This window comes from Pseudomonas sp. p99-361 (assembly GCF_003935475.1).
Taxonomy (GTDB): Bacteria; Pseudomonadota; Gammaproteobacteria; order Pseudomonadales; family Pseudomonadaceae; genus Aquipseudomonas; species Aquipseudomonas juntendi.
Genome location: NZ_RHQO01000013.1, coordinates 44475 through 70698 on the forward strand (window position 1 = coordinate 44475; position 26224 = coordinate 70698).

At 62.9% G+C, this 26224-nt stretch carries 25 protein-coding genes and 1 other RNA gene; 22 read left to right on the plus strand and 4 right to left on the minus strand.

Annotated elements, in window-relative coordinates; all coding sequences use genetic code 11:
- Positions 1-149: 149 nt before the first annotated feature.
- From petA to EGJ22_RS08535, 5 genes are all read left to right on the plus strand, one after another.
- Positions 150-743: a ubiquinol-cytochrome c reductase iron-sulfur subunit gene (gene petA / locus EGJ22_RS08515; protein ID WP_009684434.1), complete on the plus strand. Its 594-nt coding sequence runs from the start codon at positions 150-152 to the stop codon at positions 741-743.
- Complete coding sequence (locus EGJ22_RS08520) at positions 743-1954, plus strand: cytochrome bc complex cytochrome b subunit (RefSeq protein ID WP_029886541.1); 1212 nt, start codon at positions 743-745, stop codon at positions 1952-1954. The genes petA and EGJ22_RS08520 overlap by 1 nt, the downstream gene beginning before the upstream one ends.
- The gene (locus EGJ22_RS08525; RefSeq protein ID WP_029886542.1) at positions 1954-2733 is read left to right on the plus strand and encodes a cytochrome c1; all 780 of its coding nucleotides are present in this window, start codon (positions 1954-1956) and stop codon (positions 2731-2733) included. The genes EGJ22_RS08520 and EGJ22_RS08525 overlap by 1 nt, the downstream gene beginning before the upstream one ends.
- Positions 2734-2848: 115 nt before the next feature.
- Positions 2849-3472: a glutathione S-transferase N-terminal domain-containing protein gene (locus EGJ22_RS08530; protein ID WP_009684431.1), complete on the plus strand. Its 624-nt coding sequence runs from the start codon at positions 2849-2851 to the stop codon at positions 3470-3472.
- 10 nt (positions 3473-3482) lie between these two features.
- Entirely contained in the window at positions 3483-3914 is a 432-nt protein-coding gene (locus tag EGJ22_RS08535; protein WP_009684430.1) for a ClpXP protease specificity-enhancing factor, read from the plus strand.
- Positions 3915-4137: 223 nt separating this feature from the next.
- On the opposite strand, the gene EGJ22_RS08545 is transcribed toward EGJ22_RS08535, so the two are convergent.
- From EGJ22_RS08545 to EGJ22_RS08560, 4 genes are all read right to left on the minus strand, one after another.
- Complete coding sequence (locus EGJ22_RS08545; RefSeq protein ID WP_009684429.1) at positions 4138-4716, minus strand: BON domain-containing protein; 579 nt, start codon at positions 4714-4716, stop codon at positions 4138-4140.
- On the minus strand, positions 4713-5306 hold the full coding sequence (locus EGJ22_RS08550; protein WP_029887793.1) for a phosphoheptose isomerase: 594 nt from the start codon (positions 5304-5306) through the stop codon (positions 4713-4715). The genes EGJ22_RS08545 and EGJ22_RS08550 overlap by 4 nt, the downstream gene beginning before the upstream one ends.
- Before the next feature lie 86 nt (positions 5307-5392).
- Entirely contained in the window at positions 5393-5764 is a 372-nt protein-coding gene (locus EGJ22_RS08555) for a YraN family protein (RefSeq protein WP_054889886.1), read from the minus strand.
- Complete coding sequence (locus tag EGJ22_RS08560) at positions 5764-7581, minus strand: penicillin-binding protein activator (protein ID WP_009684425.1); 1818 nt, start codon at positions 7579-7581, stop codon at positions 5764-5766. The genes EGJ22_RS08555 and EGJ22_RS08560 overlap by 1 nt, the downstream gene beginning before the upstream one ends.
- A 186-nt stretch (positions 7582-7767) precedes the next feature.
- Here EGJ22_RS08560 and rsmI point away from each other — a divergent pair, with 186 nt between their 5' ends.
- The 17 genes from rsmI to ftsZ all read left to right on the plus strand — a co-directional run bounded on the left by rsmI (position 7768) and on the right by ftsZ (position 26177).
- Positions 7768-8643, plus strand: a complete 876-nt coding sequence (gene rsmI, locus EGJ22_RS08565) for a 16S rRNA (cytidine(1402)-2'-O)-methyltransferase (RefSeq protein WP_029887795.1) — start codon at positions 7768-7770, stop codon at positions 8641-8643.
- A 67-nt stretch (positions 8644-8710) separates the two neighbouring features.
- Positions 8711-9071, plus strand: an RNA gene (gene rnpB, locus EGJ22_RS08570) — RNase P RNA component class A.
- A 308-nt stretch (positions 9072-9379) separates the two neighbouring features.
- Entirely contained in the window at positions 9380-9835 is a 456-nt protein-coding gene (gene mraZ / locus EGJ22_RS08575; RefSeq protein WP_004575120.1) for a division/cell wall cluster transcriptional repressor MraZ, read from the plus strand.
- Positions 9832-10779 carry a 16S rRNA (cytosine(1402)-N(4))-methyltransferase RsmH gene (gene rsmH / locus EGJ22_RS08580; RefSeq protein ID WP_029886552.1) on the plus strand — a complete coding sequence of 316 codons (948 nt, stop codon included), beginning with the start codon at positions 9832-9834 and terminating at the stop codon, positions 10777-10779. Before mraZ ends, rsmH begins: the two co-directional genes overlap by 4 nt.
- Positions 10776-11069, plus strand: a complete 294-nt coding sequence (gene ftsL, locus EGJ22_RS08585) for a cell division protein FtsL (protein ID WP_009684421.1) — start codon at positions 10776-10778, stop codon at positions 11067-11069. Before rsmH ends, ftsL begins: the two co-directional genes overlap by 4 nt.
- Positions 11069-12817, plus strand: coding sequence for a penicillin-binding protein 2 (locus EGJ22_RS08590; protein WP_009684420.1), 1749 nt, complete (start codon positions 11069-11071; stop codon positions 12815-12817). Before ftsL ends, EGJ22_RS08590 begins: the two co-directional genes overlap by 1 nt.
- The gene (locus EGJ22_RS08595; RefSeq protein ID WP_029886554.1) at positions 12817-14304 is read left to right on the plus strand and encodes a UDP-N-acetylmuramoyl-L-alanyl-D-glutamate--2,6-diaminopimelate ligase; all 1488 of its coding nucleotides are present in this window, start codon (positions 12817-12819) and stop codon (positions 14302-14304) included. Before EGJ22_RS08590 ends, EGJ22_RS08595 begins: the two co-directional genes overlap by 1 nt.
- Complete coding sequence (gene murF, locus EGJ22_RS08600) at positions 14297-15664, plus strand: UDP-N-acetylmuramoyl-tripeptide--D-alanyl-D-alanine ligase (protein ID WP_029886555.1); 1368 nt, start codon at positions 14297-14299, stop codon at positions 15662-15664. Before EGJ22_RS08595 ends, murF begins: the two co-directional genes overlap by 8 nt.
- A complete protein-coding gene (gene mraY, locus EGJ22_RS08605; protein ID WP_003251852.1) occupies positions 15664-16746 on the plus strand; it encodes a phospho-N-acetylmuramoyl-pentapeptide-transferase in 1083 nt (360 codons plus the stop codon). The genes murF and mraY overlap by 1 nt, the downstream gene beginning before the upstream one ends.
- Before the next feature lie 6 nt (positions 16747-16752).
- Positions 16753-18099: a UDP-N-acetylmuramoyl-L-alanine--D-glutamate ligase gene (gene murD / locus EGJ22_RS08610; RefSeq protein WP_029886556.1), complete on the plus strand. Its 1347-nt coding sequence runs from the start codon at positions 16753-16755 to the stop codon at positions 18097-18099.
- Complete coding sequence (ftsW, locus tag EGJ22_RS08615; protein WP_172828422.1) at positions 18099-19310, plus strand: putative lipid II flippase FtsW; 1212 nt, start codon at positions 18099-18101, stop codon at positions 19308-19310. Before murD ends, ftsW begins: the two co-directional genes overlap by 1 nt.
- Entirely contained in the window at positions 19300-20379 is a 1080-nt protein-coding gene (murG, locus tag EGJ22_RS08620; RefSeq protein WP_029886558.1) for an undecaprenyldiphospho-muramoylpentapeptide beta-N-acetylglucosaminyltransferase, read from the plus strand. Before ftsW ends, murG begins: the two co-directional genes overlap by 11 nt.
- A complete protein-coding gene (gene murC, locus EGJ22_RS08625) occupies positions 20372-21820 on the plus strand; it encodes a UDP-N-acetylmuramate--L-alanine ligase (protein ID WP_029886559.1) in 1449 nt (482 codons plus the stop codon). Before murG ends, murC begins: the two co-directional genes overlap by 8 nt.
- Positions 21817-22773, plus strand: coding sequence for a D-alanine--D-alanine ligase (locus EGJ22_RS08630; RefSeq protein WP_029886560.1), 957 nt, complete (start codon positions 21817-21819; stop codon positions 22771-22773). The genes murC and EGJ22_RS08630 overlap by 4 nt, the downstream gene beginning before the upstream one ends.
- 5 nt (positions 22774-22778) lie before the next feature.
- The gene (locus tag EGJ22_RS08635) at positions 22779-23648 is read left to right on the plus strand and encodes a cell division protein FtsQ/DivIB (RefSeq protein ID WP_029886561.1); all 870 of its coding nucleotides are present in this window, start codon (positions 22779-22781) and stop codon (positions 23646-23648) included.
- A 14-nt stretch (positions 23649-23662) separates the two neighbouring features.
- On the plus strand, positions 23663-24925 hold the full coding sequence (gene ftsA, locus EGJ22_RS08640) for a cell division protein FtsA (protein WP_009684408.1): 1263 nt from the start codon (positions 23663-23665) through the stop codon (positions 24923-24925).
- A 55-nt stretch (positions 24926-24980) separates the two neighbouring features.
- Positions 24981-26177 carry a cell division protein FtsZ gene (gene ftsZ / locus EGJ22_RS08645; protein ID WP_009684407.1) on the plus strand — a complete coding sequence of 399 codons (1197 nt, stop codon included), beginning with the start codon at positions 24981-24983 and terminating at the stop codon, positions 26175-26177.
- Positions 26178-26224 lie beyond the last annotated feature (47 nt).

Sequence of the window (26224 nt, forward strand, 5' to 3'; positions counted from 1 at the left end):
AAAGCGCTGGTAGTGGGCCCTTGCCCGGCTAATCCCTTGTCAGTGTGTGGATTTGTTTCTTACCATGGCGACCAAATTTTAGTGCCACAGACACAACCTAAGTACAGGCCTGGTTCAACAGGCCAAGCAAGCTGATGGGAGAGGACTGAATGAGCAATGACGGCGTCAACGCAGGCCGGCGCCGCTTCCTCGTAGCCGCGACATCCGTGGTCGGGGCAGCGGGAGCAGTGGGGGCTGCGGTACCGTTCGTGGGGTCATGGTTTCCCAGTGCCAAGGCGAAAGCCGCGGGAGCACCGGTGAAGGTCAATATCGCCAAGGTCGAGGCCGGGCAGCAGATGGTAGCCGAGTGGCGAGGCCAGCCGGTGTTCATCGTCAGGCGCACCGAGGAGATCCTCGGTAACCTGAAGAAAATTACCGGCGAATTGTCTGATCCCGATTCCAAATCTTCGGTGCAGCCGACCTATGTCGACCCCGAAGTCCGCTCCATCAAGCCGGAAATCCTCATTCTCGTCGGCCTGTGCACGCACCTGGGCTGCTCGCCCACCTTCCGCCCGGAGGTTGCGCCAGCCGACCTGGGCCCTAAATGGGTGGGTGGCTACTTCTGCCCGTGCCACGGCTCCCACTACGACCTGGCTGGGCGTGTCTACAAGTCGCAGCCGGCGCCACTCAACCTGCCCGTACCGCCGCACTCGTACGAGTCGGACGATATCATCGTCATCGGCGTCGACCAGGAGAAAGCATGATGAGCAAGTTCATGGACTGGATTGATGCTCGCTTCCCCGCGACCAAGATGTGGGAAGATCACCTGAGCAAGTATTACGCGCCCAAGAACTTCAACTTCCTGTATTTCTTTGGCTCCCTGGCATTACTGGTGCTGGTCAACCAGATCGTCACCGGTGTGTGGCTGACCATGAGCTTCACGCCCTCGGCAGAAGAGGCATTCGCCTCGGTCGAGTACATTATGCGTGACGTCGAATACGGCTGGATTCTGCGCTACCTGCACTCCACGGGTGCTTCGGCGTTCTTCATCGTGGTTTACCTGCACATGTTCCGCGGCCTGCTCTACGGCTCCTACCAGAAGCCCCGCGAGCTGGTCTGGCTGTTCGGCATGTTGATCTACCTGGCGCTGATGGCCGAGGCCTTCATGGGCTACCTGCTGCCGTGGGGCCAGATGTCCTACTGGGGTGCCCAGGTCATCATTTCGCTGTTCGGTGCCATCCCGGTGATTGGTGGCGACCTCACCCAATGGATTCGTGGTGACTACCTGATCTCCGGCATTACCCTGAACCGCTTCTTCGCCCTGCATGTGGTCGCCCTGCCTATCGTCATCCTCGGCCTGGTGGTGCTGCACATTCTTGCCCTGCACGAAGTGGGTTCGAACAACCCCGATGGCATCGACATCAAGAAGAACAAGGACGAAAACGGCATTCCGCTCGATGGCATTCCGTTCCACCCGTACTACACCGTCAAGGATATTGTCGGCGTGGTGGTGTTCCTCTTCGTGTTCTGTGCGGTGGTGTTCTTCTTCCCGGAAATGGGCGGTTACTTCCTGGAAAAGCCGAACTTCGAGCAGGCCAACGCGTTCAAGACCCCGGAACATATTGCCCCTGTGTGGTACTTCACACCGTTCTACGCCATCTTGCGTGCGGTGCCTGACAAGTTGATGGGTGTGATCGCCATGGGGGCGGCGATCGCGGTGCTGTTCGTACTGCCCTGGCTCGATCGCAGCCCGGTGCGCTCCATGCGTTACAAAGGCTGGATCAGCAAGCTCTTCCTGCTGGTGTTCTGCGTGGCCTTCGTCATCCTCGGCGTGCTGGGCGTGCTGGCACCGACACCTGGGCGCACGCTGTTGTCGCAGGTGTGCACGGTGCTGTACTTCGCCTACTTCCTGTTGATGCCGTTCTACACAAGGCTCGAGAAGACCAAACCGGTTCCGGAAAGGGTGACTGGCTGATGAAAAAGTTGATTGCAGTATTTTTGCTGGCACTGATGCCTGCCTTTTGCTTCGCTGCCGAACACGGGCTGGAACTGGACAAGGTCGATATCGACCTGACCGACAAGGCCGCCATGCAGGACGGCGCGCGGACGTTCGCCAACTATTGCATGGGCTGCCACAGTGCCAAGTTCCAACGCTACGAGCGTGTGGCCGATGACTTGGGCATCCCCCACGAGCTGATGCTCGAAAAGCTGGTGTTTACCGGGGCCAAGATCGGTGATCACATGCAGATCGGCATGAAGCCAGAAGACGCCAAGACCTGGTTCGGTGCCGCGCCGCCCGACCTGACCCTGGTGGCCAGGGTACGTGGTACCGATTGGCTGTACACCTACCTGCGCAGTTTCTACGAGGACCCCTCGCGGCCTTATGGGGTGAACAACAAGGTGTTCCCGAACGTCGGCATGCCCAACGTGCTGGTCGGCCTGCAGGGCAACCAGGTAATTGGCTGCAAGCAGGTGCAGACGGTGACCGATGGGAAGAAGCAATTCGACCCGTTGACCGGTAGCCCGATTACCCATGAAGCCTGTGACCAGCTGACCGTTACGCCGAAATCCGGTACCCTGACCGCCGAGCAGTTCGACGAGAAGGTCAAGAACCTGGTGACCTTCCTGGCCTATTCGGCCAACCCGGTCAAACTGGAAAGCCAGCGCATCGGTACCTATGTGTTGCTGTACCTGGCTTTCTTCTTCGTATTCGCCTATTTGCTCAAGCGTGAATACTGGAAGGACGTGCACTGATCACGCAGTAATTTCTGGTTGTTGAACGCGCCCGGGGCGCCTGGCAGAAATGCCAGGATGCCCCGGGCGCGTTTTCATTTAAAGTTGCACAGCATCTCGTGCGAGGAGCCGCTACATGGGCGCAACCAACAGGTTAGCCTGCTATTCCGACCCCGCTGACCATTATTCTCATCGGGTACGCCTGGTGCTGGCCGAGAAGGGGGTCAGCGTGCAGGTCATCGATGTCGATCCGGCGCGCCTGCCGCCCAGGCTGGCCGAGGTCAACCCGTATGGCAGTGTGCCGACCCTGGTCGACCGTGACCTGGCGTTGTATGAATCGACCGTGGTGATGGAATACCTCGAGGAGCGTTACCCGCACCCGCCGCTGATGCCGGTATACCCGGTTGCGCGCGGCAACAGCCGTTTGCTGATACACCGCATTCAGCGCGACTGGTGTGCCTTGGCCGATAGCGTGCTCGATTCGCGCAGCAGCGAGGCTGCCCGAAGTGAAGCGCGCAAGGCCCTGCGCGAAAGCCTGACCGGTGTTTCGCCATTGTTCAATGAGTTCGCCTGTTTCATGAGCGATGAGCAAAGCCTGGTCGATTGTTGTCTACTGCCCATACTCTGGCGCCTGCCAGTGTTGGGCATCGAGTTGCCCCGGCAAGCGAAACCGCTGCTGGATTACATGGAGCGCCAGTTCGCCCGCGAGCCATTCCAGGCGAGCCTGTCCTCTGTAGAACGTGAAATGCGTAAGCTTTAAGGAGCCGTTGATGAACTCCAGTCGCCCCTATCTGGTTCGAGCACTGTACGAGTGGATCGTCGACAACGATTGCACGCCCCATATGCTGGTCAATGCCGAATACACAAAGGTGCAGGTACCGGATGGTTTCGCCAATGATGGCCAGATTGTCCTGAATATTTCGCCAAGTGCTGTGCGCAACCTGCACATGGATAACGACGCGGTCAGTTTCGAGGGCCGTTTCAGTGGCGTGACCCATTCGCTGTTCGTGCCGGTTGGCGCCATCCTGGGCATCTACGCCCGCGAAAATGGCCAAGGCATGGTCTTCGAGCTGGAGCAGCCGCTGACGGATGGCGATGACCTGGAAGACGATGATGTGCAGCCGGATGACGATGGCCCGCCAGAAGGTGGTGGCCAGCCGCCGCGTCCGACTGGTCGACCAAGCCTGAAGGTGGTCAAGTAGTAAAAAAAGGCGACCTTGTAGGGTTAATGCCAGCAGTTAAGTAATTTGGGGCCGCTTTGCGACCCTTCGCGGGCACGCCCGCTCCCACAGGGGATCGCGTGTAGGAGCGGGCGTGCCCGCGAAGGGCTGCAAAGCAGCCCCAATAACGCTTAACTGACAGGCATCAACCTTGAAGGGTCGCCTTTTTTAGGCCGGGATTGTTGCCTTGCCGGCCCAGGGTTCCTCAGTCGATGTACTCGAAGAGTTTGACGATTTTTTGCACACCCGATACGCCCTGCACTACGGCAGTGGCGGAATTGGCCTCCTGCTGGGTCACCAGGCCGAGCAGGTAGACGATGCCGTTCTCGGTAATGACCTTGATTCGCGAACTGGGCACGGCGCTGTCGGTCAGCATCTGGGTCTTGATCTTGGTGGTCAGCCAGGCATCGTTGTTGCGCGCCAGAATCGAAGACGGCTGCATGACCTGCAGCTCGTTGTGCACCTTTTTCACCCGTTGAACCTGGCTGGCGGTTTGCTCGGCAAGGCTCTTGAGGTCGGCGCGTGGGGTTTGGCCAGCGAGCAGGACGATACCGTTGTAGCTGCTGACAACGATGTGCGAGCCCTTGTCCAGGTCCGGGTTGGCCTTGGAGATGTTGACCGCGGCTTTGGTTTCGATCAGCGAGTCGTCGATCTTGCTGCCGATGGTGCGCGTGCCGCGGTCGTCTTCAATGGGCGAATTGCGGGCAGAGGTGAGTACCGAGCTGCAGCCGGTAACGCTCAGGCACAGAGTCAGGGCCAGCAGGCCAAGGCGCATAGGGGTCATTCTTCACTCCCGAACAGTTGGCTGTCGATCAGGTCGCACAGGCAGTGGATCGCCAGCAGGTGGACTTCCTGGATGCGCGCGGTCACTGTCGAAGGTACGCGGATTTCCACGTCCTCTGGCAGCAGCAGCGAGGCCATGCCGCCGCCGTCGCGCCCCGTCATTGCTACGACAATCATTTCGCGGTCATGCGCGGCCTGGATCGCCTGGATCACGTTGGCCGAGTTACCGCTGGTGGAGATCGCCAGCAGAACATCGCCCGGTTGGCCCAGTGCGCGGATCTGCTTGGAAAAGACTTCGTTATAGCTGTAGTCATTGGCGATCGACGTCAGGGTCGAACTGTCGGTGGTCAAGGCGATGGCCGGCAAACTCGGGCGTTCGCGCTCGAAGCGGTTGAGCAGTTCCGAGGAAAAGTGCTGGGCGTCGCCGGCCGAGCCGCCGTTGCCACAGGCGAGCATCTTGCCCTCATTGAGCAGCGCATTGACCATGACCAGGCTGGCCTGCTCGATGTGCGGTGCCAGGATGTCCATCGCCTGTTGCTTGGTTTCGATGCTGGCCTGGAACAGCCGGCGAATTCGGGATTGCATGTCCATCTGGTGACCTTAAATGGGGCGGTGGCCTTTGTTACGCGCAACAACGACCAGCCCGCGATACATAGAGCAAAAAAAACGTAGAGGGTTCAGCACTCGAAGGCGTTTTTCAGCCACTGAAGCGGTTTGCCTGCATGGTGGCTACCCTGCAGGGCGACAACGTCGAAGCGGCAGGGGTGGTTGCCCCATTGGGGCTCCTTGAGCAGGAACAGGCTGGCCGCATGCACCAGCCGTTTCTGCTTGCGCCCATCGATACTGGCGAGGGCGCCTCCGAAGGCCGCGTGCAACCGGTAGCGGACTTCGACGAATACTACTGTATCGGCGTCGAGCATGACCAGATCAAGCTCGCCGCCTTTGCATCGCCAGTTGCGCGCCAGCAGCCGCAGGCCTTGCCCCTGAAGGTACTCAAGGGCTTGGGTTTCTGCAGCGTGGCCGGCGCCGGTCGGTGATGCTGCAGCCATCAGCGCGGGGTATCAGGCAGGCGCTTGACCTGGCCGCCAGCGAATTCAGCCCATGGCAGTTGGCGCTCCACACGCTGGTTGGCGTTGATGCTCAAGCTGCCGGAAAGGCCCTGGACGCGGTTATCCGGCAGCGCCTTCAGTTGGCCCAGGCGCGGTGCCAGGCTGTAGGCGTCGACGCCCATGGCGTACAGGCGGCCCAGGCTGCCGGCGGCTTGCGGCCACTGCTGAACCACCTGTTGGCGCAGGCTGTTGCTGGTATCGAGCAGCCACGGGGTTTCGCAGAAGCGGATGCCGTTCATGTCGTTGTACTGGTTGACGTCACCGCTGGCGCTGTACAGGTTGGAAGTGGCGTATACCGGTACGTCACCGGCGTACTGGAAATTCAGGGTCGGCTTGATCTGCTGCGCTTGCTGAGGGGTAGAGGCAAGGAAGAGGAAGTCGATGTCCTGGCGGCGCGACGGTTGTGCGGCGATGTTGCCGCCAACCGTGCTCTGCAGGCTCTTGGCGCGGCTTTCGCTCTGGCGCAGCTGGAACAGGTCGGCAATCTGCTGGGCCAGCGCAACCGGTTGCGCGATGCGTTGGGCTGCGAGCACGGTGCCGCCATTGCCTTCCCAGTCCTGGCGGAAGGCGGCCAGCACGCGATCACCCCATTCGCCGCTCGGCACCAGGGCTACGGCGCGGACCATGCCATCGGCACGGGCGCGACGGGATACTTCGCGTGCTTCGTCTTCGGCCGCCAGGCCGAACTGGAACAATTGCGGTGGGGCCACTTGGCCAGCATCGGCGTAGTTGAGCGCCAGGGTGGTGATCGGCAGTTGCGGTTTGCTGGCCAATTGCTTGACCAGCGGTTTTTCCAGCGGGCCGATGACCAGCTGCACGCCTGCGGCCTGGGCCTGGCGGTAGAAGTCGTCGAGCGAGCCGATGCGCGAGCTGTCGAACACCTGCACCGCAGGGGCGGCTTGGCCAGCCTGCTGGGCCTGGAAGTGGGCGGCCATGAAGCCGTCACGCAGGGCCCGGGCAACCCCGGCCAGTGGCCCTTCCTGGGGCAGCAGCAGGGCGATTTTGGTCAGCGGTTGGCTGGCCAGTTCCTTGAGCTTGACCAGTGGCACTGGCAACTGTTTGGCAGCCGGGTGGTCCGGGTGCTGTTTGACCCAGCTCTCGATGGCGCTCTGTTGCTGCTCAAGGGTGCCGGCACTTTTCACCGCCAGGGCCAGGCTGGTCCAGCCGGCCAGGGTCTGGTCAGTGGCCGGCTGCTGCAACTGCTCGGCCGGCAGCGAGGCGACCAAGGCCCAGATGGCGTCGTTGTTTGCGCTGGCGGCCTGGTCGCTGAGCAATGGGGCCAGCAGTACGCGCTGTTGCGCGGCGGCCAGGGCCTGGCCATCGGCCTCCAGCGCGGCGGCGTGCACGTAGTAGGTGCGCGCCTGCTGTTCCTTCGGCAGCTCGGGAACGTGCTGCAGGCTTGGGTGGGCCAGGGCGGCCAGGGCAGCCTTGGGTTGGTTGCGGCTCATGGCCAGTTCGGCCGCCAGGGTGCTGGCGAACACTTGCTGGGCCGGCTTGAGCGTGTCCAGCGGGACCTGCTCGAGAATGCGTGCGGCGCGGGGGAAGTCCTTCTGCTTGTAGGCCAGGTCGGCTGCGCTCAGGCGCAGCAGGGCGGCGTCTTGCGCAGACTTGCTGGAAGCAGCCTGCTCGAGCAGTTGCTCGATGCTGGCATCCGGGGTGCGTGGCAGTTCGCCCAGGCTGGATGAGGGCGAGCTGGCGCAGGCTGCCAGCAGGGCAGCGAGGCAGAGGGCTGTGAGCAGCCGCAGGCAAGCGATCATGTAAAGGTCCTGTTACTCGATCAAGTTGGCCGGCAATTGTACCCAAGCACTGGCCGGGGCGCGATGTTGCCGTGTCGATCCTTCACTATAGGTGGCTTGCCGCCGGTCGCGTATGAAGTTCTTTGCGCCCTGTTGCGGGCGCTCGGGCTACAATGGCGCCTTTGATCCGAATGACAGGTGTGCGCAGTGACTGATGTGGCAGGGGCTTCTAAATCCACCGTGGGAACGCTGTATGTGGTGGCAACTCCCATCGGCAACCTCGATGACATGAGCGCCCGGGCGCTCAAGGTGCTGGCAGACGTGGCGCTGATCGCAGCCGAAGACACCCGCCATTCGATCCGCCTGCTGCAACATTTTGGCATCGATACACCACTGGCGGCCTGCCACGAGCATAACGAGCGGGACGAAGGCGGGCGCTTTCTCGGCAAGCTGTTGGCCGGCGAAGATGTGGCGCTGGTTTCCGATGCCGGTACCCCGTTGATTTCCGACCCTGGCTACCACCTGGTGCGCCAGGCGCGGGCTGCCGGGGTCAGCGTGGTGCCGGTGCCGGGCGCCTGCGCCTTGATCGCGGCATTGTCGGCGGCAGGCCTGCCCTCGGACCGTTTCATTTTCGAAGGTTTCCTGCCGGCCAGGCAGGCGGGGCGCCTGGCACGCCTGGAGCAAGTGCGCGAAGAGCCGCGCACGCTGATTTTCTATGAAGCGCCGCACCGTATCCTCGAGTGCCTCGAGGACATGGAAACGGTGTTTGGCGGGGAGCGCCCGGCGTTGCTGGCGCGCGAACTGACGAAAACCTTCGAGACGCTCAAGGGCTTGCCACTGGCCGAGTTGCGGGCGTTCGTCGCCGGTGATAGCAACCAGCAGCGCGGTGAGTGCGTGGTACTGGTCGGTGGCTGGAGTGCACCGGAGGGCGAGCAGGCCATCAGTAGCGAGGCCCAGCGTGTGCTCGACCTGTTGCTGGCCGAGTTGCCGCTGAAGCGGGCGGCGGCGCTTGCCTCGGAAATTACCGGCGTGCGCAAGAACCTGTTGTATCAACGTGCTCTGGATAAACAGAAGGCCCAGTAGTGGCAAATTGATATAAATGCTGCTGGCGCTTGTTCTTGAGCGCGTGTGCCGTTAACCTTGTCGGCGGAGAGTCGATTGGACAGTCGCTGCCGTCTTTTGTTCCGCAAAAGTTCGGGGGAGGAAAGTCCGGGCTCCATAGGGCAGAGTGCCAGGTAACGCCTGGGAGGCGTGAGCCTACGGAAAGTGCCACAGAAAATAACCGCCTAAGCACTTCGGTGCCGGTAAGGGTGAAAAGGTGCGGTAAGAGCGCACCGCACGGCTGGCAACAGTTCGTGGCTAGGTAAACCCCACTCGGAGCAAGACCAAATAGGGTTCCATCAGGCGTGGCCCGCGTCGGAACCGGGTAGGTTGCTAGAGGCGTCCAGTGATGGCCGTCGTAGAGGAATGACTGTCCTCGACAAAACCCGGCTTACAGATCGACTCTCCACCTTTCTTTTCTGCATCTTTCGATAGCAGACCCCCCTTTGGTAATACCGAAAAAATCTTACTCTTAATAAATCACTTTAAGTTCAAGCCCCAGTGGCTTGTGCGGGTTTGATTTTTCTCGTGTTTTTTTCATTGTGAAATACCTTTCACAATCCTTTAACGCGCTAAATCTCGGTCCTGTAAGGCTTTTCCTTCCGAACGTGCCTTGACGGTGCCTCCGGCGGATTCCTATAGTGTGCGCAAGTGGCAGAAAGTGGGATGAAGTGGGTTTTCTGGCACAAAAAAGATAACATTGTGGGGAATCGCAGCCGTGTTCCGCGGAGCCAACGCCGTCAGTCTCGATGCCAAGGGCCGTCTCGCCATGCCGAGCCGGTACCGTGACGAGCTCGATTCGCGTTGCAACGGTCAGCTGATCGTGACCATCGACGCCGTGGACCCGTGTTTGTGTGTTTATCCCCTCGATGAGTGGGAACAGATAGAAGCCAAGTTGCGTGCCTTGCCATCGTTGCGTGAGGAAAACCGCCGCCTGCAGCGATTGCTGATTGGCAATGCGGTAGACCTGGAACTCGACGGCAGTGGGCGTTTCCTGGTGCCGCCCCGTTTGCGTGAGTACGCCAAGCTTGACAAGAAGGCGATGCTGGTGGGGCAACTGAACAAATTCCAGCTGTGGGATGAAGATGCCTGGAACGCGGTTTCGGCAGCCGACCTTGCAGCTATTCAACAACCGGGCGCCATGCCCGACGAATTGCGTGACCTGATCCTGTGACCATAGATAGCGGCTTCAACCACATTACCGTCCTGCTCGACGAAGCTGTCGAGGCATTGGCCTTGCGCGCCGACGGTTGCTATCTGGACGGCACGTTTGGCCGTGGCGGACACAGCCGCCTGATCCTCAGCAAGCTCGGGCCGCAAGGGCGGCTGCTGGGCTTCGACAAAGACCCACAAGCGATTGCCACAGGGCAAGCGCTGGCGGCCGAAGACGGCCGCTTTGTCATTGTGCAGCGCAGCTTTGCCGAGCTGGGCGCAGAAGTGGCCGAGCGCGGCCTGCATGGCAAGGTCAGCGGCGTGTTGCTGGACCTTGGCGTGTCCTCGCCGCAACTGGACGACCCCGAGCGGGGCTTCAGCTTTCTCAATGATGGCCCGCTGGACATGCGCATGAACCCCGATCAGGGCGTCAGCGCTGCCGAATTCATTGCCACCGCACCGGTGGAAGAAATTGCCCGCGTGTTCAAGGAATACGGCGAAGAGCGCTTTGCCGGGCGCATGGCGCGTGCCGTGGTCGAGCGCCGCGAAAAGCAGCCGTTCACCCGCACTGCCGACCTGGCAGAGGTGCTCAAGGTGGCCAACCCGGCCTGGGAAAAGGGCAAGAACCCGGCTACCCGCGCCTTCCAGGGCTTGCGCATCCACGTCAACAATGAACTGGGTGACCTGGAGGCGGGGCTCGAGGCCGCGCTCGACGCACTTGAAGTCGGCGGTCGGCTGGCGGTCATCAGCTTCCACTCGCTGGAAGACCGCATCGTCAAACTGTTCATGCGCAAGCTGGTCAAGGGCGAGGCCGACAACCTGCCACGCAACCTGCCGGTACAGCACAAGGTCTTCGAGCCCAAGGTCAAGCTCATCGGCAAGGCCCAGTTCGCCTCCGAAGCCGAGCTCAATGCCAACCCGCGGTCGCGCAGCGCCGTGATGCGTGTGGCGGAGAAGTTGCGGTGAGCAGGCTGTTCGCCAAGCCCTTGCCAGGCGGGAGCTTCCTGATGCTCCTGCTGTTCGTTGCCGTGCTGGTTTCGGCCATTGCGGTGTCCTACAGCGCGCACTGGAACCGCCAGTTGCTCAATACCCTGTACGGTGAGCTGAACGAGCGTGACAAGGCCCAGGCCGAGTGGGGCCGGTTGATCCTCGAGCAGAGCACCTGGACCGCGGCCAGCCGTATCGAAAACCTTGCGTCCGAGCAATTGAAGATGCGCGTGCCCGCGGCTGACGAAGTGCGGATGGTGGCGCCATGATGAAACTCGAAGGCGCACTGTACCCATGGCGTTTCCGCGTGGTCATCGGCCTGCTGGCACTCATGGTCGGCGCCATCTGCTGGCGCATCATCGACCTGCAGGTGGTCGACCGTGACTTCCTCAAGGGCCAGGGCGACGCGCGCAGCCTGCGCCATATCTCGATCCCGGCCCACCGTGGGCTGATTACCGACCGCAACGGTGAGCCATTGGCGGTCAGTACCCCGGTCACGACCCTGTGGGCCAACCCCAAGGAAATGCAAGCCTCCAAAGAGCGCTGGCCGCAATTGGCAGCAGCGTTGGGGCAAAACCCGCAGCAGCTGAGCGAGCGCCTGACCCAGCAGGCCAACAAAGAGTTCATCTACCTGGTCCGCGGCCTGACCCCGGAGCAAGGCCAGCATGTGCTCGACCTGAAAGTGCCCGGCGTGTACGGGCTGGAAGAATTCCGCCGGTTCTACCCGGCCGGTGATGTCACTGCGCATATGGTCGGCTTCACAGACCTGGACGACCACGGGCGCGAAGGGGTCGAGTTGGCCTATGACGAGTGGCTGGCCGGCGTGCCTGGCAAGCGCCAGGTCATCAAGGACCGGCGCGGCCGGCTGATCAAGGACATTCAGGTCACGAAGAACGCCAAGGCCGGGAAGACCTTGGCGTTGTCGATTGACCTGCGTCTGCAGTACCTGGCTACACGCGAGCTGCGCAACGCCATTGCCGAACAGAACGCCAAGGCCGGCAGCCTGGTGATCATGGACGTCAAGACCGGTGAGGTCCTGGCCATGGTCAACCAGCCGACCTACAACCCCAACAACCGCCGCAGCATGTTCCCGGCGGCCATGCGTAACCGGGCGATCATCGACGTGTTCGAGCCAGGTTCGACGGTGAAGCCGATCTCCATGAGCGCAGCGCTGGAAAGCGGCCGCTGGAAACCTACCGACAAGGTGGAGGTATACCCCGGCAGCCTGCAGATCGGCCGCTACACCATCAAGGACGTGTCGCGCAGCGAGGGTCCGATCCTCGACCTGACCGGCATCCTGATCAACTCCAGTAACGTGGGCATGAGCAAGATCGCCTTCGACATCGGTGGCGAGGCTATCTACCGCGTGATGTCCCAGGTCGGCCTGGGCCAGTACACCGGCCTTGGCTTCCCGGGTGAGCGTGTCGGCAACCTGCCGAACCACCGCGAGTGGCGCAAGGCCGAGACGGCCACCCTGTCTTACGGCTACGGCGTGTCGGTGACCGCCCTGCAGTTGGTGCATGCCTACGCGGCATTGGCCAACGACGGCAAGATGGTCCCGCTGTCGATCCTCAAGGTGGACAAGGCGCCCGAGGCCGTGCAGGCCATTCCGAAGGAAACCGCGGAAACCATCCAGGGCATGTTGCAGCAGGTGATCGAGGCGCCGCGTGGCGTGTTCCGCGCCCAGGTGCCGTTCTACCACGTGGCCGGCAAGTCCGGTACCGCACGTAAAGCCACGGTGGGTTCCAAGGGTTACACCGAAAACGCCTACCGCTCGCTGTTCGCAGGCTTCGGCCCGATGAGCGATCCGCGTTACGCCATCGTCGTGGTGATCGACGAACCGGGCAAGGGTGGCTACTTCGGTGGCCTGGTTTCGGCACCGGTGTTCAGCAAGGTCATGTCCGGCACCCTGCGCCTGATGAACGTGCCGCCAGACAACCTGCCGCCGCCAGCTGCTGTTGCACCTGCCGGGCAACCACAAGTCAATGCTGCCGCTGCCAAGGGAGGGCGTGGGTGATGACAATGCCATTGAGCAAACTGTTCGCCCACGCCAGCCGCGATCCGATGATCCGCGAACTGACCCTGGACAGCCGCAACGTGCGCCCGGGTGACTTGTTCCTGGCTGTGCCGGGGGCCAAGGTCGATGGCCGTGGGCACATTGACGATGCCTTGGCCCGTGGTGCTGCCGCCGTGGCTTATGAAGAGCAGGGCGCCAACGTGCTGCCGTTGACCGATGTGCCGCTGATCCCGGTCAAAGGCCTGATCGCTCAGCTGTCGGATATTGCCGGCCGCTTCTATGGCGAGCCCAGCCGGCAGCTGGACCTGGTCGGCGTGACCGGTACCAACGGCAAGACCAGTGTTACCCAATTGCTCGCGCAGGCTTTGGACCTGCTCGGCAAGCGCTGCGGCCTGATCGGCACCCTCGGTACCGGGTTCTACGGTGAACTGCAAAGTGGCCGCCTGACCACCCCTGACCCGATTGCCGTGCAGTCGACGCTGTATGGCCTGAAAAAGGCTGGCGCCAAAGCCGTGGCCATGGAGGTGTCTTCCCATGCCCTGGAACAAGGCCGCGTGGCTGCACTGGCTTTCGACATTGCGGTGATGACCAACCTGTCCCGCGATCACCTCGACTATCACGGCAGCATGCAGGCGTACGAAGCGGCCAAGGCCAAGCTGTTCGCCTGGCCGAGCCTGCGCTGCCAAGTGGTGAACCTGGACGACGAGTTCGGTCGGCGCCTGGCTCAAGCTTTCGACGATAGGGCGCCGGCAGATCCTATCGAGTCACGGCTGCTCAGCTATAGCCTGGAAAACCGGGACGCGGATCTATTCTGCACCAAGGCCGAATTCGATGACCATGGCGTGCGCGCCACATTGGTCACTGCCCAGGGTGAACGCATTCTGCGCAGCCAGTTGCTGGGCCGTTTCAACCTGAGCAACATGCTGGCGGCGGTGGCAACCCTGCTGGCAATGGACTTCGCCCTCGACGAGATCCTCCGCGTCATCCCCGAACTGCAAGGGCCGGTAGGCCGCATGCAGCGCCTGGGTGGCGGCGCCAAGCCACTGGTGGTGGTCGACTACGCACATACGCCGGACGCGCTGGAGAAGGTTCTGGAAGCCCTGCGCCCGCATGCTCACGGCCAGCTGCTGTGCCTGTTCGGCTGCGGTGGCGACCGTGATCGCGGCAAGCGCCCGCTGATGGCCGAAGTGGCCGAGCGCCTGGCGGACCGCGTACTGGTCACCGACGACAACCCGCGTAGCGAAGACCCGCTGCGTATCTTCGACGACATTCGCCCCGGTTTTGCCAAGCCTGACGGGGTGGAGTTCATCGCTGGCCGCGGCGCGGCCATTGCGCACCTGATTGCCACCGCTGCTGCCGACGATGTGATCGTGCTGGCCGGCAAGGGGCATGAGGATTACCAGGAGATCAACGGCGAGCGCCATGGTTTCTCCGACTTGATCGAAGCCGAAAAGGCACTTGCAGCCTGGGAGGCTCCGCATGCTTAAGCCCATGTCACTCAGCCAGCTGGCCCCGCTGCTGAACGGTCAGCAGATCGGCGCCGATGCGGCGTTCACCGGCGTCAGCATCGACAGCCGCAGTGTCAGTGCCGGGCAACTGTTCGTCGCCCTGACCGGCCCGCGTTTCGACGGCCACGACTACCTGGCCGATGTCAAAGCCAAGGGTGCCGTCGCGGCGCTGGTCGAGCGCGAGGTGGCCGATGTCGACCTGCCGCAATTGCGCGTGGCTGACTGCCGCCTGGCCCTGGGCCAGCTCGGGGCACTGAATCGTGCCGCCTACGACAAGCCAGTGGTGGCCATTACCGGTTCCAGCGGCAAGACCACAGTCAAGGAAATGCTTGCCAGCATCCTGCGCACCCGTGGTCTTGTGCACGCCACCCGTGGCAACCTCAACAACGACCTCGGTGCGCCGCTGACCCTGCTGGAAATCGCTGCGCAGCACAGTGCTGCGGTGATCGAGCTGGGCGCTTCGCGCATCGGTGAAATTCGCTACACCGTCGGCCTGACCCGGCCGCAGGTGGTCGTCATCAACAACGCCGGTACCGCCCACGTTGGCGAGTTCGGCGGCCCGGAGAAAATCGTCGAAGCCAAAGGCGAGATTCTTGAAGGCCTGGGCGAGGGCGGTATCGCCATTCTCAACCTGGACGACAAGGCCTTCGCGACCTGGAAGGCCCGTGCCGGGGCGCACAAGGTCATCAGCTTCGCCCGCAGCGACGCCCGTGCCGATTTCCATGCCAGCGCCATTGGGCGCGACGCCCGTGGTTGCCCGTCATTCCAGCTGCATGGCGCCGGCGAGGTGGCCCAGGTGCAGCTCAATGTGCTCGGTGAGCACAATGTCAGCAACGCCCTGGCCGCTGCCGCCGCTGCCCATGCCGTTGGTCTGAGCCTGGCTGGCATTGCAGCTGGCCTTGCGGCGGTGCAGCCGGTCAAGGGCCGCACCGTGGCGCAGATCGCGCCCAGTGGCGTGCGTGTGATCGACGACAGTTACAACGCAAATCCCACCTCGATGTGCGCGGCCATTGATATACTCGCCGGCTTCTCCGGCCGCACCGTCCTGGTGCTTGGGGATATCGGCGAACTGGGGCAGTGGGCGGAAGAAGGCCACCGGCAGGTGGGTGACTACGCGCGCGGCAAGGTCGACGCCCTGTACGCAGTGGGTTCCAACATGAAACATGCGGTCGAGGCGTTCGGCGCCAATGGCCGTCATTTCGCTACTCAAGCTGAGCTGATCGACGCGGTTAGTGCCGAAAACGCCAGCGACACCACTATTTTGATCAAGGGCTCGCGCAGCGCTGCGATGGAAAACGTCGTGGCGGCTTTGTGCGGTGCCAGCGGGGAGAAACATTAATGCTGCTGCTGTTGGCCGAGTATCTGCAACAGTTCCACAAAGGCTTCGCGGTCTTTCAGTACCTGTCCCTGCGCGGGATTCTGGGTGTACTGACCGCGTTGTCCCTGGCGCTGTGGCTGGGGCCGTGGATGATCCGTACGCTGCAAATTCGCCAGATCGGCCAGGCCGTACGTAATGACGGCCCGCAATCGCACCTGTCCAAGTCCGGCACCCCGACCATGGGCGGCGCACTGATCCTGTCGGCCATCGCTGTCAGCACCCTGCTGTGGGCCGACCTGAGCAACCGCTACGTCTGGGTGGTGCTGATCGTCACCCTGGCCTTCGGTGCCATCGGCTGGGTCGACGACTACCGCAAGGTGATCGAAAAGAATTCGCGGGGCCTGCCAAGCCGCTGGAAGTACTTCTGGCAGTCGGTGTTCGGCCTGGCGGCGGCGGTGTTCCTGTACAAGACCGCACCGACCAGCGTCGAAACCACGCTGATCCTGCCCTTCATCAAGGACGTCACCATTCCGCTGGGCGTCGGCTTCGTGGTGCTGACCTACTTCGTCATCGTCGGCTCCAGCAACGCGGTCAACCTCACAGACGGCCTCGACGGCCTGGCGATCATGCCCACGGTGATGGTCGGCGGCGCGCTGGGCATCTTCTGCTACCTGTCGGGTAACGTGAAATTCGCCGAGTACCTGCTGATTCCCTACGTGCCTGGTTCGGGCGAATTGATCGTGTTCTGTGGCGCCTTGATCGGTGCCGGCCTGGGCTTTTTGTGGTTCAACACCTACCCGGCACAAGTCTTCATGGGTGACGTCGGCGCGCTGGCGCTGGGCGCTGCCCTGGGCACCATCGCGGTGATCGTGCGCCAGGAAATCGTGCTGTTCATCATGGGCGGCATCTTTGTCGTGGAAACCCTGTCGGTGGTGATTCAAGTCGCCTCGTTCAAGCTGACCGGCAAACGGGTGTTCCGCATGGCACCGATCCACCACCACTTTGAACTCAAGGGCTGGCCAGAGCCACGCGTGATCGTCCGCTTCTGGATCATCACCGTGATCCTGGTGCTGATCGGCCTTGCCACCCTGAAACTGAGGTAGATGAGCGTGTCTTTGATCGCTTCCGACCAATTCCGCATCGTTGTCGGCCTCGGCAAGAGCGGCATGTCCCTGGTTCGCTTCCTGGCGAGCCGGGGCATTGCCTTTGCAGTCGCCGACACCCGCGAGCAACCGCCGGAACTGGACACCCTGCGCCGTGAGTACCCGCAGGTGGAAGTGCGCTGTGGTGAACTGGACGTTGACTTCCTGTGCCGCGCCAACGAACTGTACGTGAGCCCTGGCCTGGCCCTGGCTACCCCGGCTCTGCAGCAGGCCGCTGCGCGGGGCGTGCAGCTGTCGGGGGACATCGAGCTGTTCGCCCGCCATGCCAAGGCGCCGATCATCGCCATCAGCGGTTCCAACGCCAAGAGCACCGTGACCACGCTGGTGGGTGAAATGGCAGCCAAGGCCGGCAAGCGCGTGGCCGTGGGCGGTAACCTGGGGACCCCGGCACTGGACCTGCTGGCCGATGACGTCGAGCTGTACGTGCTGGAGCTGTCGAGCTTCCAGCTGGAAACCACCGACCAGCTCAATGCCGAAGTGGCCACCGTGCTGAACATCAGCGAAGACCACATGGACCGCTACAGCGGCCTGCCGGCCTATCACCTGGCCAAGCATCGCATCTTCCGCGGTGCCAGGCAGGTGGTCGTCAACCGCCAGGACGCCCTGAGCCGGCCACTGCCGGTAGAAGGCCGCCCTTGCTGGTCCTTCGGCCTCAACCAACCAGACTTCAAGGCGTTCGGCCTGCGCGAAGTGGATGGCGAGAAATACCTGGCGTTCGAATTCCAGGCATTGCTGCCGGTGCGCGAGCTGAAGATTCGCGGTGCCCATAACCAGAGCAATGCACTGGCGGCGCTGGCCTTGGGCCATGCTGCCGGCTTGCCGTTCGAGCCGATGCTCGAAGCGCTGCGCGAATTCGCGGGCCTGGCCCACCGTTGCCAGTGGGTGCGCGAGCGTGACGGCGTGAACTGGTACGACGATTCCAAGGCCACCAATGTCGGTGCTGCATTGGCCGCCATCGAAGGCCTGGGGGCCGATATCGAGGGCAAGCTGGTGTTGATCGCAGGTGGCGACGGCAAAGGCGCCGAGTTCGGCGCCCTGCGTGAACCGGTCAAGCGGTTTTGCCGCGCCGTGGTGTTGCTGGGCCGTGATGCCGAGCGCCTTGCCCAAGCTTTGGGTGATGACGTGCCGCTGGTGCGGGTAAAAACCCTCGACGACGCTGTGCAACAGTGCGCCGGCCTGGCCCGGGCCGGCGATGCCGTGCTGTTGTCGCCAGCCTGCGCCAGCCTTGACATGTTCAGGAACTTCGAGGAACGCGGGCGGTTGTTCGCCCAGGCAGCGAGGGCCCTGGCATGATCCTCGGTGTGCTCAAGCCCTATCCGTCGCCGCTGATCAGCGGCCGTGGCATCGACCTTGACTTCGCGATGCTGGCTGGCTGCCTGGCCTTGCTCGGTCTGGGCCTGGTGATGATCACCTCGGCCTCCTCGGAAGTTGCTGCGGTGCAGTCGGGCAATCCGCTCTATCACATGTTCCGCCATCTGGTGTATGTGGTCCTCGGCCTGGTGGCTTGTGGTGCGACCCTGATGGTCCCGATCGCCACCTGGCAGCGCATGGGTTTCCTCATGCTGCTGGGCGCCTTCGGCTTGCTGGTGCTGGTGCTGGTGCCGGGAATCGGCCGCGAAGTGAACGGCTCCATGCGCTGGATCGGCTTCAGCTTCTTCAACGTACAGCCTTCGGAAATCGCCAAGGTGTTCGTGGTGGTCTACCTGGCCGGGTACCTGGTGCGTCGCCAGACTGAGGTCCGCGAGACGTGGATGGGCTTCTTCAAACCCTTCATCGTATTGCTGCCGATGGCTGCGCTACTGCTGATGGAACCGGACTTCGGCGCCACCGTGGTGATGATGGGCGCGGCCGCGGCCATGTTGTTCCTTGGCGGTGTCGGGCTGTTCCGCTTCAGCCTGATGGTGGTGCTGGCAGTGTTGGCGGTGTTCGTTCTGGTGCAGGCGCAGCCTTACCGCATGGCGCGCCTGATCACCTTTACCGACCCATGGTCCGACCAGTTCGGCTCCGGTTACCAGTTGACCCAGGCGTTGATCGCGTTCGGCCGTGGCGAGTGGCTGGGCGTTGGCCTGGGCAACAGCGTGCAGAAGCAGTTCTACCTGCCTGAAGCGCACACCGACTTCGTGTTCTCGGTACTGGCCGAAGAGCTGGGCGTGGTCGGCTCGCTGGTGACCATCGCCCTGTTCGTGTTCGTGACCGTCCGCGCCCTGTACATCGGCCTGTGGGCGGAGAAGGCCAAGCAGTTCTTCGCCGCGTACATGGCGTTCGGCCTGGCCTTCCTGTGGATCGGCCAGTTCCTGATCAATATCGGGGTGAATGTCGGCTTGCTGCCGACCAAAGGCCTGACCCTGCCGTTCCTCAGCTACGGGGGCAGCTCGCTGGTCATCTGTTGTGCTTGCGTGGGCTTGCTATTGCGTATCGAGTGGGAAAGCCGTACGCACCTGGGCAGCGAGGAGCACGAATTCAGCGAAAGCGATTTTGCCGAGGAGACCAGTCATGGCCGCTGACGGCAAGAACGTACTGATCATGGCCGGCGGTACCGGCGGGCACGTGTTCCCGGCCCTGGCCTGCGCCCGTGAGTTCCAGGCGCGCGGGTACAGCGTGCACTGGCTGGGCACCCCGCGCGGCATCGAGAATGAACTGGTGCCCCAGGCCGGCCTGCCGCTGCACCTGATCCAGGTCAGCGGCCTGCGCGGCAAAGGCAAGCTGTCGTTGCTCAAGGCACCCTTGACCCTGGTCAAGGCCGTTCTCCAGGCAAGGCGGATCATTCGCCAGCTCAAGCCGGTGTGCGTGCTGGGCTTTGGTGGTTATGTGACCGGCCCTGGCGGCGTGGCTGCGCGGCTGTGTGGCGTGCCGCTGGTGATCCATGAGCAGAACGCCCGCGCCGGTACCGCCAACCGCTTGCTGGTGCCGCTGTCTGCGCGGGTTTGCGAGGCGTTCCCGAACACCTTCGAGGCCAGCGACAAGCGCCGCACCACCGGCAACCCGGTGCGCCCCGAGCTGTTCCTGGATGCGCCGCGCGCGCCCCTGGCCGAACGCCGGGCACGGCTGTTGGTGCTGGGCGGCAGCCTGGGGGCGGAACCATTGAACAAATTGTTGCCTAAGGCCCTGTCCGAAGTGCCTGCTGCCGTGCGGCCCGAGGTGTTTCATCAGGCCGGCAAGCAGCACGCGCAGATCACCGCCGAGCGTTATCACGAGGCCGGCGTCGAGGCTCAGGTCGAGCCTTTCATCAAGGACATGGCCCAAGCCTATGGCTGGGCCGACATGGTGGTGTGTCGGGCGGGTGCGCTGACCGTCAGCGAGTTGGCGGCGGCAGGCCTGCCTTCGGTGCTGGTGCCGTTGCCTCACGCAATCGACGATCACCAGACCCACAACGCCCAATATCTGGCTCGCGAAGGTGCTGCCTTCCTGATGCCACAAGCGACAACTGGCGCAGCGCAGCTCGCTGAACGCCTGAACGAGGTGCTGATGCAACCCGAGAAACTCAATGTCATGGCAGGTACCGCACGGCGCCTGGCCAAACCTGCAGCAACCAGCACCGTGGTCGATATCTGCCTGGAGGTGGCCCATGGTTGAGAGCCAGAAAGCCATGCCCCAGCCGAAAATGGGTCGTATCCGTCGCATTCACTTCGTCGGTATCGGCGGCGTGGGCATGTGCGGCATTGCCGAAGTGTTGCTGAACCTAGGCTATGAAGTGTCCGGTTCCGACCTGAAAGCCTCGCCGGTCACCGAGCGCCTGGAGTCATTCGGTGCCGAGATCTTCGTCGGCCATCGGGCCGAGAACGCTGCCACTGCCGATGTGCTGGTGGTTTCCAGCGCCATCAACCCGGCCAACCCGGAAGTGGCCACCGCCCTCGAGCGGCGCATTCCGGTGGTACCGCGTGCCGAGATGCTCGCCGAACTGATGCGCTACCGCCACGGTGTGGCAGTCGCCGGTACACACGGCAAGACCACCACCACCAGCCTGCTGGCCTCGGTATTCGCCGCCGGCGGTCTGGACCCGACCTTCGTCATCGGTGGTCGCCTGACCGCGGCCGGCACCAATGCCCAGCTGGGCACCAGCCGCTACCTGATCGCCGAAGCCGATGAAAGCGATGCCAGCTTCCTGCACCTGCAGCCGATGGTGGCTGTGGTCACCAACATCGACGCCGACCACATGGCGACCTATGAAGGCGACTTCAACAAACTGAAGAAAACCTTCGTCGAGTTCCTGCACAACCTGCCGTTCTATGGCCTGGCGGTGATGTGCCTGGACGACCCGGTGGTACGCGAGATTCTGCCGCAGGTGAAGCGCCCGACCGTGACCTACGGTTTCAGCGAAGAGGCCGACATCCGCGCCATCAATGTGCGCCAGCAGGGTATGCAGACCCATTTCACCGTGCTGCGCCGCGACTGCGAGCCGCTGGACGTGTCGGTGAACATGCCGGGCAACCACAACGTGCTCAATGCCCTGGCCACCATCGCCATTGCCACTGACGAAGGCATCACCGACGAAGCCATCGTGCAGGGCCTTTCCGGCTTCCAGGGCGTTGGCCGTCGCTTCCAGGTCTACGGCGAGCTGCCGGTCGAAGACGGCAGCGTGATGCTGGTCGATGACTACGGCCACCACCCGACCGAAGTGGCCGCCGTGATCAAGGCTGTGCGTGGTGGCTGGCCAAGCCGCCGCCTGGTGATCGTCTACCAGCCGCACCGCTATAGCCGCACCCGCGACCTGTACGACGATTTCGTTCAGGTGCTGGGCGATGCCAACGTGCTGCTGCTGATGGAGGTGTACCCGGCTGGCGAAGAGCCCATCCCCGGCGCCGACAGCCGCCAGCTGTGCCACAGCATTCGCCAGCGCGGCAAACTCGACCCGATCTACATCGAACGCGGCGCCGAGCTGGCGCCACTGGTCAAGCCGTTGCTGCGCGCTGGCGACATCCTGCTCTGCCAGGGTGCCGGTGACGTTGGCGGCCTGGCCCCGCAACTGATGAAAAGCCCGCTGTTCGCTGGCGCCAAGCAGGAGAAGTCGAAATGACCAGCGCCTACGACAAGCTGCACTCTACCCTGGACGTGAAAGCGTTTGGCCGCGTTGCCGTGCTGTACGGCGGCAAGAGTGCCGAGCGCGAAGTGTCGCTCAAGTCCGGCGCCGCCGTGATCGATGCGCTGACCACCGCCGGTGTGGACGTCGTTGCCATCGACGTCGGTGACGACCTGCTCGACCGCCTGCAGAACGAGAAGATCGACCGCGCCTTCATCATCCTCCACGGCCGTGGCGGTGAGGATGGCAGCATGCAGGGGCTGCTGGAGTGCCTGGGCATCCCTTATACCGGTAGCGGCATCCTCGCTTCGGCCCTGGCCATGGACAAGCTGCGTACCAAGCAGGTGTGGCAGAGCCTGGGCATTCCTACCCCGCGCCACGCGGTGCTGGCGAGTGAAAGCGATTGTTTGCAGGCCAGTACGGAACTGGGCTTCCCGCTGATCGTCAAACCCGCCCATGAAGGCTCTAGCATCGGCATGGCCAAGGTGAACAGCGCCGAGGAACTGATCGCTGCCTGGCAAGACGCTGCCCAGTACGATTCCCAGGTACTGGTGGAGCAGTGGATCCACGGCCCGGAGTTCACCATTGCGGTGCTGCGCGGCCAAGTGCTGCCGCCGATCGCCCTGGGTACACCGCACGTGTTCTACGACTACGACGCCAAGTACATCGCCAACGATACCCAGTACCGCATTCCGTGCGGCCTGGATAGCGCCAAGGAACAGGAACTGATCGACCTGACCGCCCGTGCCTGTGATGCCGTTGGCATCGAGGGCTGGGGGCGGCTGGACGTGATGCAGGACGAGCAAGGCCGGTTCTGGCTGCTCGAAGTAAACACCGCACCCGGCATGACCGATCATAGCCTGGTGCCCATGGCGGCCCGCGCGGCTGGCCTGGACTTCCAGCAACTGGTGCTGGCAATCCTGGCCGAAAGCGTGGCGACGCGAGGTTAATCATCATGCAAGGCGCAATGATACGTCAGCAGCAACCCGTAACCGGCCGTAGCAAGCCGGTGCCGCGTGGTGCCAGCAGGCTGGTGGCCGACGAGCCCGTATCGGCGCGCCTGCCGCGGCCCAGCCTCGGCGGCCTGAAGCGCCTGCTGTGGCCGGTATTGCTGGTGGCAGCAGGCTTCGGTGCCTACGAAGGGGCCATTCGCCTGATGCCTTATGCCGACCGGCCCATCGCCAAGATCGATGTGCAGGGCGACCTCACCTACATCAGCCAGCAGTCGGTGCAGCAGCGTATCGCCCCTTACGTGGCCGCGAGCTTCTTCAGTGTCGACCTGCCGGCGATGCGTGCGGAGCTCGAACAGATGCCCTGGATCGCCCACGCCGAAGTGCGCCGGGTGTGGCCTGACGAGGTGGTCATCCGCCTGGAAGAACAGCTGCCGGTGGCGCGCTGGGGCGACGAAGCCTTGCTCAACAACCAGGGCCAGGCATTCACCCCGCGTGAGCTGGCCAACTATGAGCACCTGCCGCAGCTTGCCGGGCCGCAGCGTGCCCAGCAACAAGTCATGCAGCAGTATCAGGTATTGAGCCAGATGCTGCGCCCCTTGGGCTTTTCCATCGCTCGCCTGGAGCTGCGCGAGCGAGGCAGCTGGTTCCTGACCACTGGCGCGAGCAGCGCCGGGCCGGGCATCGAGCTGCTGCTGGGGCGCGACCATCTGGTGGAGAAGATGCGCCGTTTCATTGCCATTTACGACAAGACACTCAAAGACCAGATCAGCACTATCGCCCGCATTGATCTGCGTTATTCCAACGGACTTGCCGTTGGTTGGCGGGAACCGATTGCACCGACGACGGCCCAACCCGCCGTTGCGAAGAATTAGAGAGAGGCAGGACCATGGCAAACGCGCATAGCGGCAAAATGATCGTCGGGCTGGATATTGGCACCTCCAAGGTGGTGGCGCTGGTCGGCGAAGTGGGCGAAGACGGCACCTTGGAAATCGTCGGTATCGGCACACACCCGTCCCGCGGCCTGAAAAAAGGCGTGGTGGTGAACATCGAGTCGACCGTGCAATCGATCCAGCGCGCCGTCGAAGAAGCGCAGCTGATGGCCGGCTGCCGCATCCACTCGGCGTTCGTGGGCGTCGCCGGTAACCATATCCGCAGCCTGAACTCCCACGGCATCGTCGCCATCCGTGACCGCGAGGTCAGCCTGGCCGACCTGGAGCGGGTACTGGACGCGGCCCAGGCGGTGGCCATTCCGGCAGACCAGCGCGTGCTGCACACCCTGCCGCAGGACTACGTGATCGACAACCAGGAAGGCGTCCGCGAGCCGCTGGGCATGTCTGGCGTGCGTCTGGAAGCCAAGGTTCACGTGGTGACCTGCGCGGTCAACGCGGCACAGAACATCGAAAAGTGCGTGCGCCGCTGCGGCCTGGAAATCGACGACATCATCCTCGAGCAGCTGGCTTCGGCCTATTCGGTGCTCACCGACGATGAAAAGGAACTGGGCGTGTGCCTGGTCGACATCGGTGGCGGTACCACCGACATCGCCATCTTCACCGAAGGCGCGATCCGCCACACCGCGGTCATTCCGATTGCCGGCGATCAGGTGACCAACGACATCGCCATGGCCCTGCGTACCCCGACCCAGTACGCCGAAGAAATCAAGATCCGCTACGCCTGCGCCCTGGCCAAACTGGCGGGCGCTGGCGAGACCATCAAGGTGCCGAGCGTGGGCGACCGCCCACCGCGCGAGCTGTCGCGTCAGGCCCTGGCTGAGGTGGTGGAGCCGCGTTACGACGAGCTCTTCACCCTGATCCAGGCCGAACTGCGCCGCAGCGGGTACGAGGACCTGGTGCCAGCGGGCATCGTCCTCACCGGCGGTACCGCGAAGATGGAAGGTGCCGTGGAACTGGCCGAGGAAATCTTCCACATGCCGGTACGCCTGGGCGTACCGCACAGCGTTCGGGGCCTGAGCGACGTGGTTCGCAACCCCATCTATTCCACCGGCGTGGGCTTGCTCACCTACGGCCTGCTCAAGCAGTCCGAGGACATGGTCCTGACCGGCAGCAGCAACAGCAGCAACAACAGCTATGGCGATGAACCGAAGGCCCCAGTGCTTGAACGCTTCAAGCGCTGGGTACAGGGCAACTTCTAAGTTTCAAAGCAGTAGTGGTAGGCGCAACAACTAGAGAACTGTAAGGAGAGGGAAAATGTTCGAGCTCGTAGACAACGTCCCGCAAAGCCCGGTCATCAAAGTGATCGGCGTTGGTGGTGGTGGCGGCAACGCCGTCAACCACATGGTCAAGAGCAGCATCGAAGGCGTGGAATTCATCTGCGCCAACACGGATGCTCAGGCCCTGAAAAACATTGGTGCACGCACCATCCTGCAATTGGGCACTGGCGTGACCAAGGGCCTGGGTGCTGGCGCCAACCCGGAAGTCGGCCGTCAGGCCGCACTGGAAGACCGTGAGCGCATCGCCGAAGTGCTGCAAGGCACCAACATGGTGTTCATCACCACTGGCATGGGCGGCGGTACCGGTACCGGTGCTGCACCGATCATTGCCGAAGTGGCCAAGGAAATGGGCATCCTCACCGTAGCCGTGGTGACCCGTCCGTTCCCGTTCGAGGGCCGCAAGCGCATGCAGATCGCCGATGAAGGCATCCGCATGCTGGCTGAAAGCGTCGACTCGTTGATCACCATCCCCAACGAGAAACTGCTGACCATCCTGGGCAAGGATGCCAGCCTGCTGTCCGCCTTCGCCAAGGCCGACGATGTACTGGCCGGTGCCGTGCGCGGTATCTCCGACATCATCAAGCGCCCGGGCATGATCAACGTCGACTTCGCCGACGTGCGCACCGTCATGGGTGAAATGGGCATGGCGATGATGGGTACTGGTTGCGCCAGCGGCCCGAACCGAGCACGCGAAGCCACCGAAGCAGCCATCCGCAACCCGCTGCTGGAAGATGTCAACCTGCAGGGCGCCCGCGGCATCCTGGTGAACATCACCGCTGGCCCGGACCTGTCGCTGGGTGAATACTCCGACGTGGGTAGCATCATCGAAGCCTTCGCTTCTGACCACGCCATGGTCAAGGTCGGTACCGTGATCGATCCGGACATGCGTGACGAACTGCACGTGACCGTTGTGGCCACCGGCCTGGGCGCGCGTATCGAGAAGCCTGTGAAAGTGGTCGACAACACCCTGCAGACTGCCCAGCAGGCGTACGAAGCGTCCAACCCGGCGCCAGTTCGTCAGGAGCAGCCAGCCGTGAACTACCGTGACCTGGAGCGCCCGACCGTAATGCGCAACCAGGCCCACGCCGGTGCTGCGGCAGCCGCGAAAATGAACCCTCAGGATGACCTGGATTACCTGGATATCCCGGCATTCCTGCGTCGTCAGGCTGATTAATGGAATTTATCAGGGGTATAAAGGTGATTGGTATTCATCAAAGGTTG

Coding starts and splice junctions, on each gene's coding strand:
- EGJ22_RS08550 (WP_029887793.1), bottom strand. CDS start 5,306: ATGGACATGCAATCCCGAATTCGCCGGCTGTTCCAGGCCAGCATCGAA.
- EGJ22_RS08560 (WP_009684425.1), bottom strand. CDS start 7,581: ATGATCGCTTGCCTGCGGCTGCTCACAGCCCTCTGCCTCGCTGCCCTG.
- murC (WP_029886559.1), top strand. CDS start 20,372: ATGGTTGAGAGCCAGAAAGCCATGCCCCAGCCGAAAATGGGTCGTATC.
- EGJ22_RS08545 (WP_009684429.1), bottom strand. CDS start 4,716: ATGACCCCTATGCGCCTTGGCCTGCTGGCCCTGACTCTGTGCCTGAGC.
- EGJ22_RS08535 (WP_009684430.1), top strand. CDS start 3,483: ATGAACTCCAGTCGCCCCTATCTGGTTCGAGCACTGTACGAGTGGATC.
- EGJ22_RS08595 (WP_029886554.1), top strand. CDS start 12,817: ATGACAATGCCATTGAGCAAACTGTTCGCCCACGCCAGCCGCGATCCG.
- ftsZ (WP_009684407.1), top strand. CDS start 24,981: ATGTTCGAGCTCGTAGACAACGTCCCGCAAAGCCCGGTCATCAAAGTG.
- EGJ22_RS08630 (WP_029886560.1), top strand. CDS start 21,817: ATGACCAGCGCCTACGACAAGCTGCACTCTACCCTGGACGTGAAAGCG.
- mraY (WP_003251852.1), top strand. CDS start 15,664: ATGCTGCTGCTGTTGGCCGAGTATCTGCAACAGTTCCACAAAGGCTTC.
- EGJ22_RS08525 (WP_029886542.1), top strand. CDS start 1,954: ATGAAAAAGTTGATTGCAGTATTTTTGCTGGCACTGATGCCTGCCTTT.
- EGJ22_RS08530 (WP_009684431.1), top strand. CDS start 2,849: ATGGGCGCAACCAACAGGTTAGCCTGCTATTCCGACCCCGCTGACCAT.
- murF (WP_029886555.1), top strand. CDS start 14,297: ATGCTTAAGCCCATGTCACTCAGCCAGCTGGCCCCGCTGCTGAACGGT.
- EGJ22_RS08590 (WP_009684420.1), top strand. CDS start 11,069: ATGAAACTCGAAGGCGCACTGTACCCATGGCGTTTCCGCGTGGTCATC.
- murG (WP_029886558.1), top strand. CDS start 19,300: ATGGCCGCTGACGGCAAGAACGTACTGATCATGGCCGGCGGTACCGGC.
- petA (WP_009684434.1), top strand. CDS start 150: ATGAGCAATGACGGCGTCAACGCAGGCCGGCGCCGCTTCCTCGTAGCC.
- EGJ22_RS08520 (WP_029886541.1), top strand. CDS start 743: ATGAGCAAGTTCATGGACTGGATTGATGCTCGCTTCCCCGCGACCAAG.
- EGJ22_RS08635 (WP_029886561.1), top strand. CDS start 22,779: ATGCAAGGCGCAATGATACGTCAGCAGCAACCCGTAACCGGCCGTAGC.
- EGJ22_RS08555 (WP_054889886.1), bottom strand. CDS start 5,764: ATGGCTGCAGCATCACCGACCGGCGCCGGCCACGCTGCAGAAACCCAA.
- ftsA (WP_009684408.1), top strand. CDS start 23,663: ATGGCAAACGCGCATAGCGGCAAAATGATCGTCGGGCTGGATATTGGC.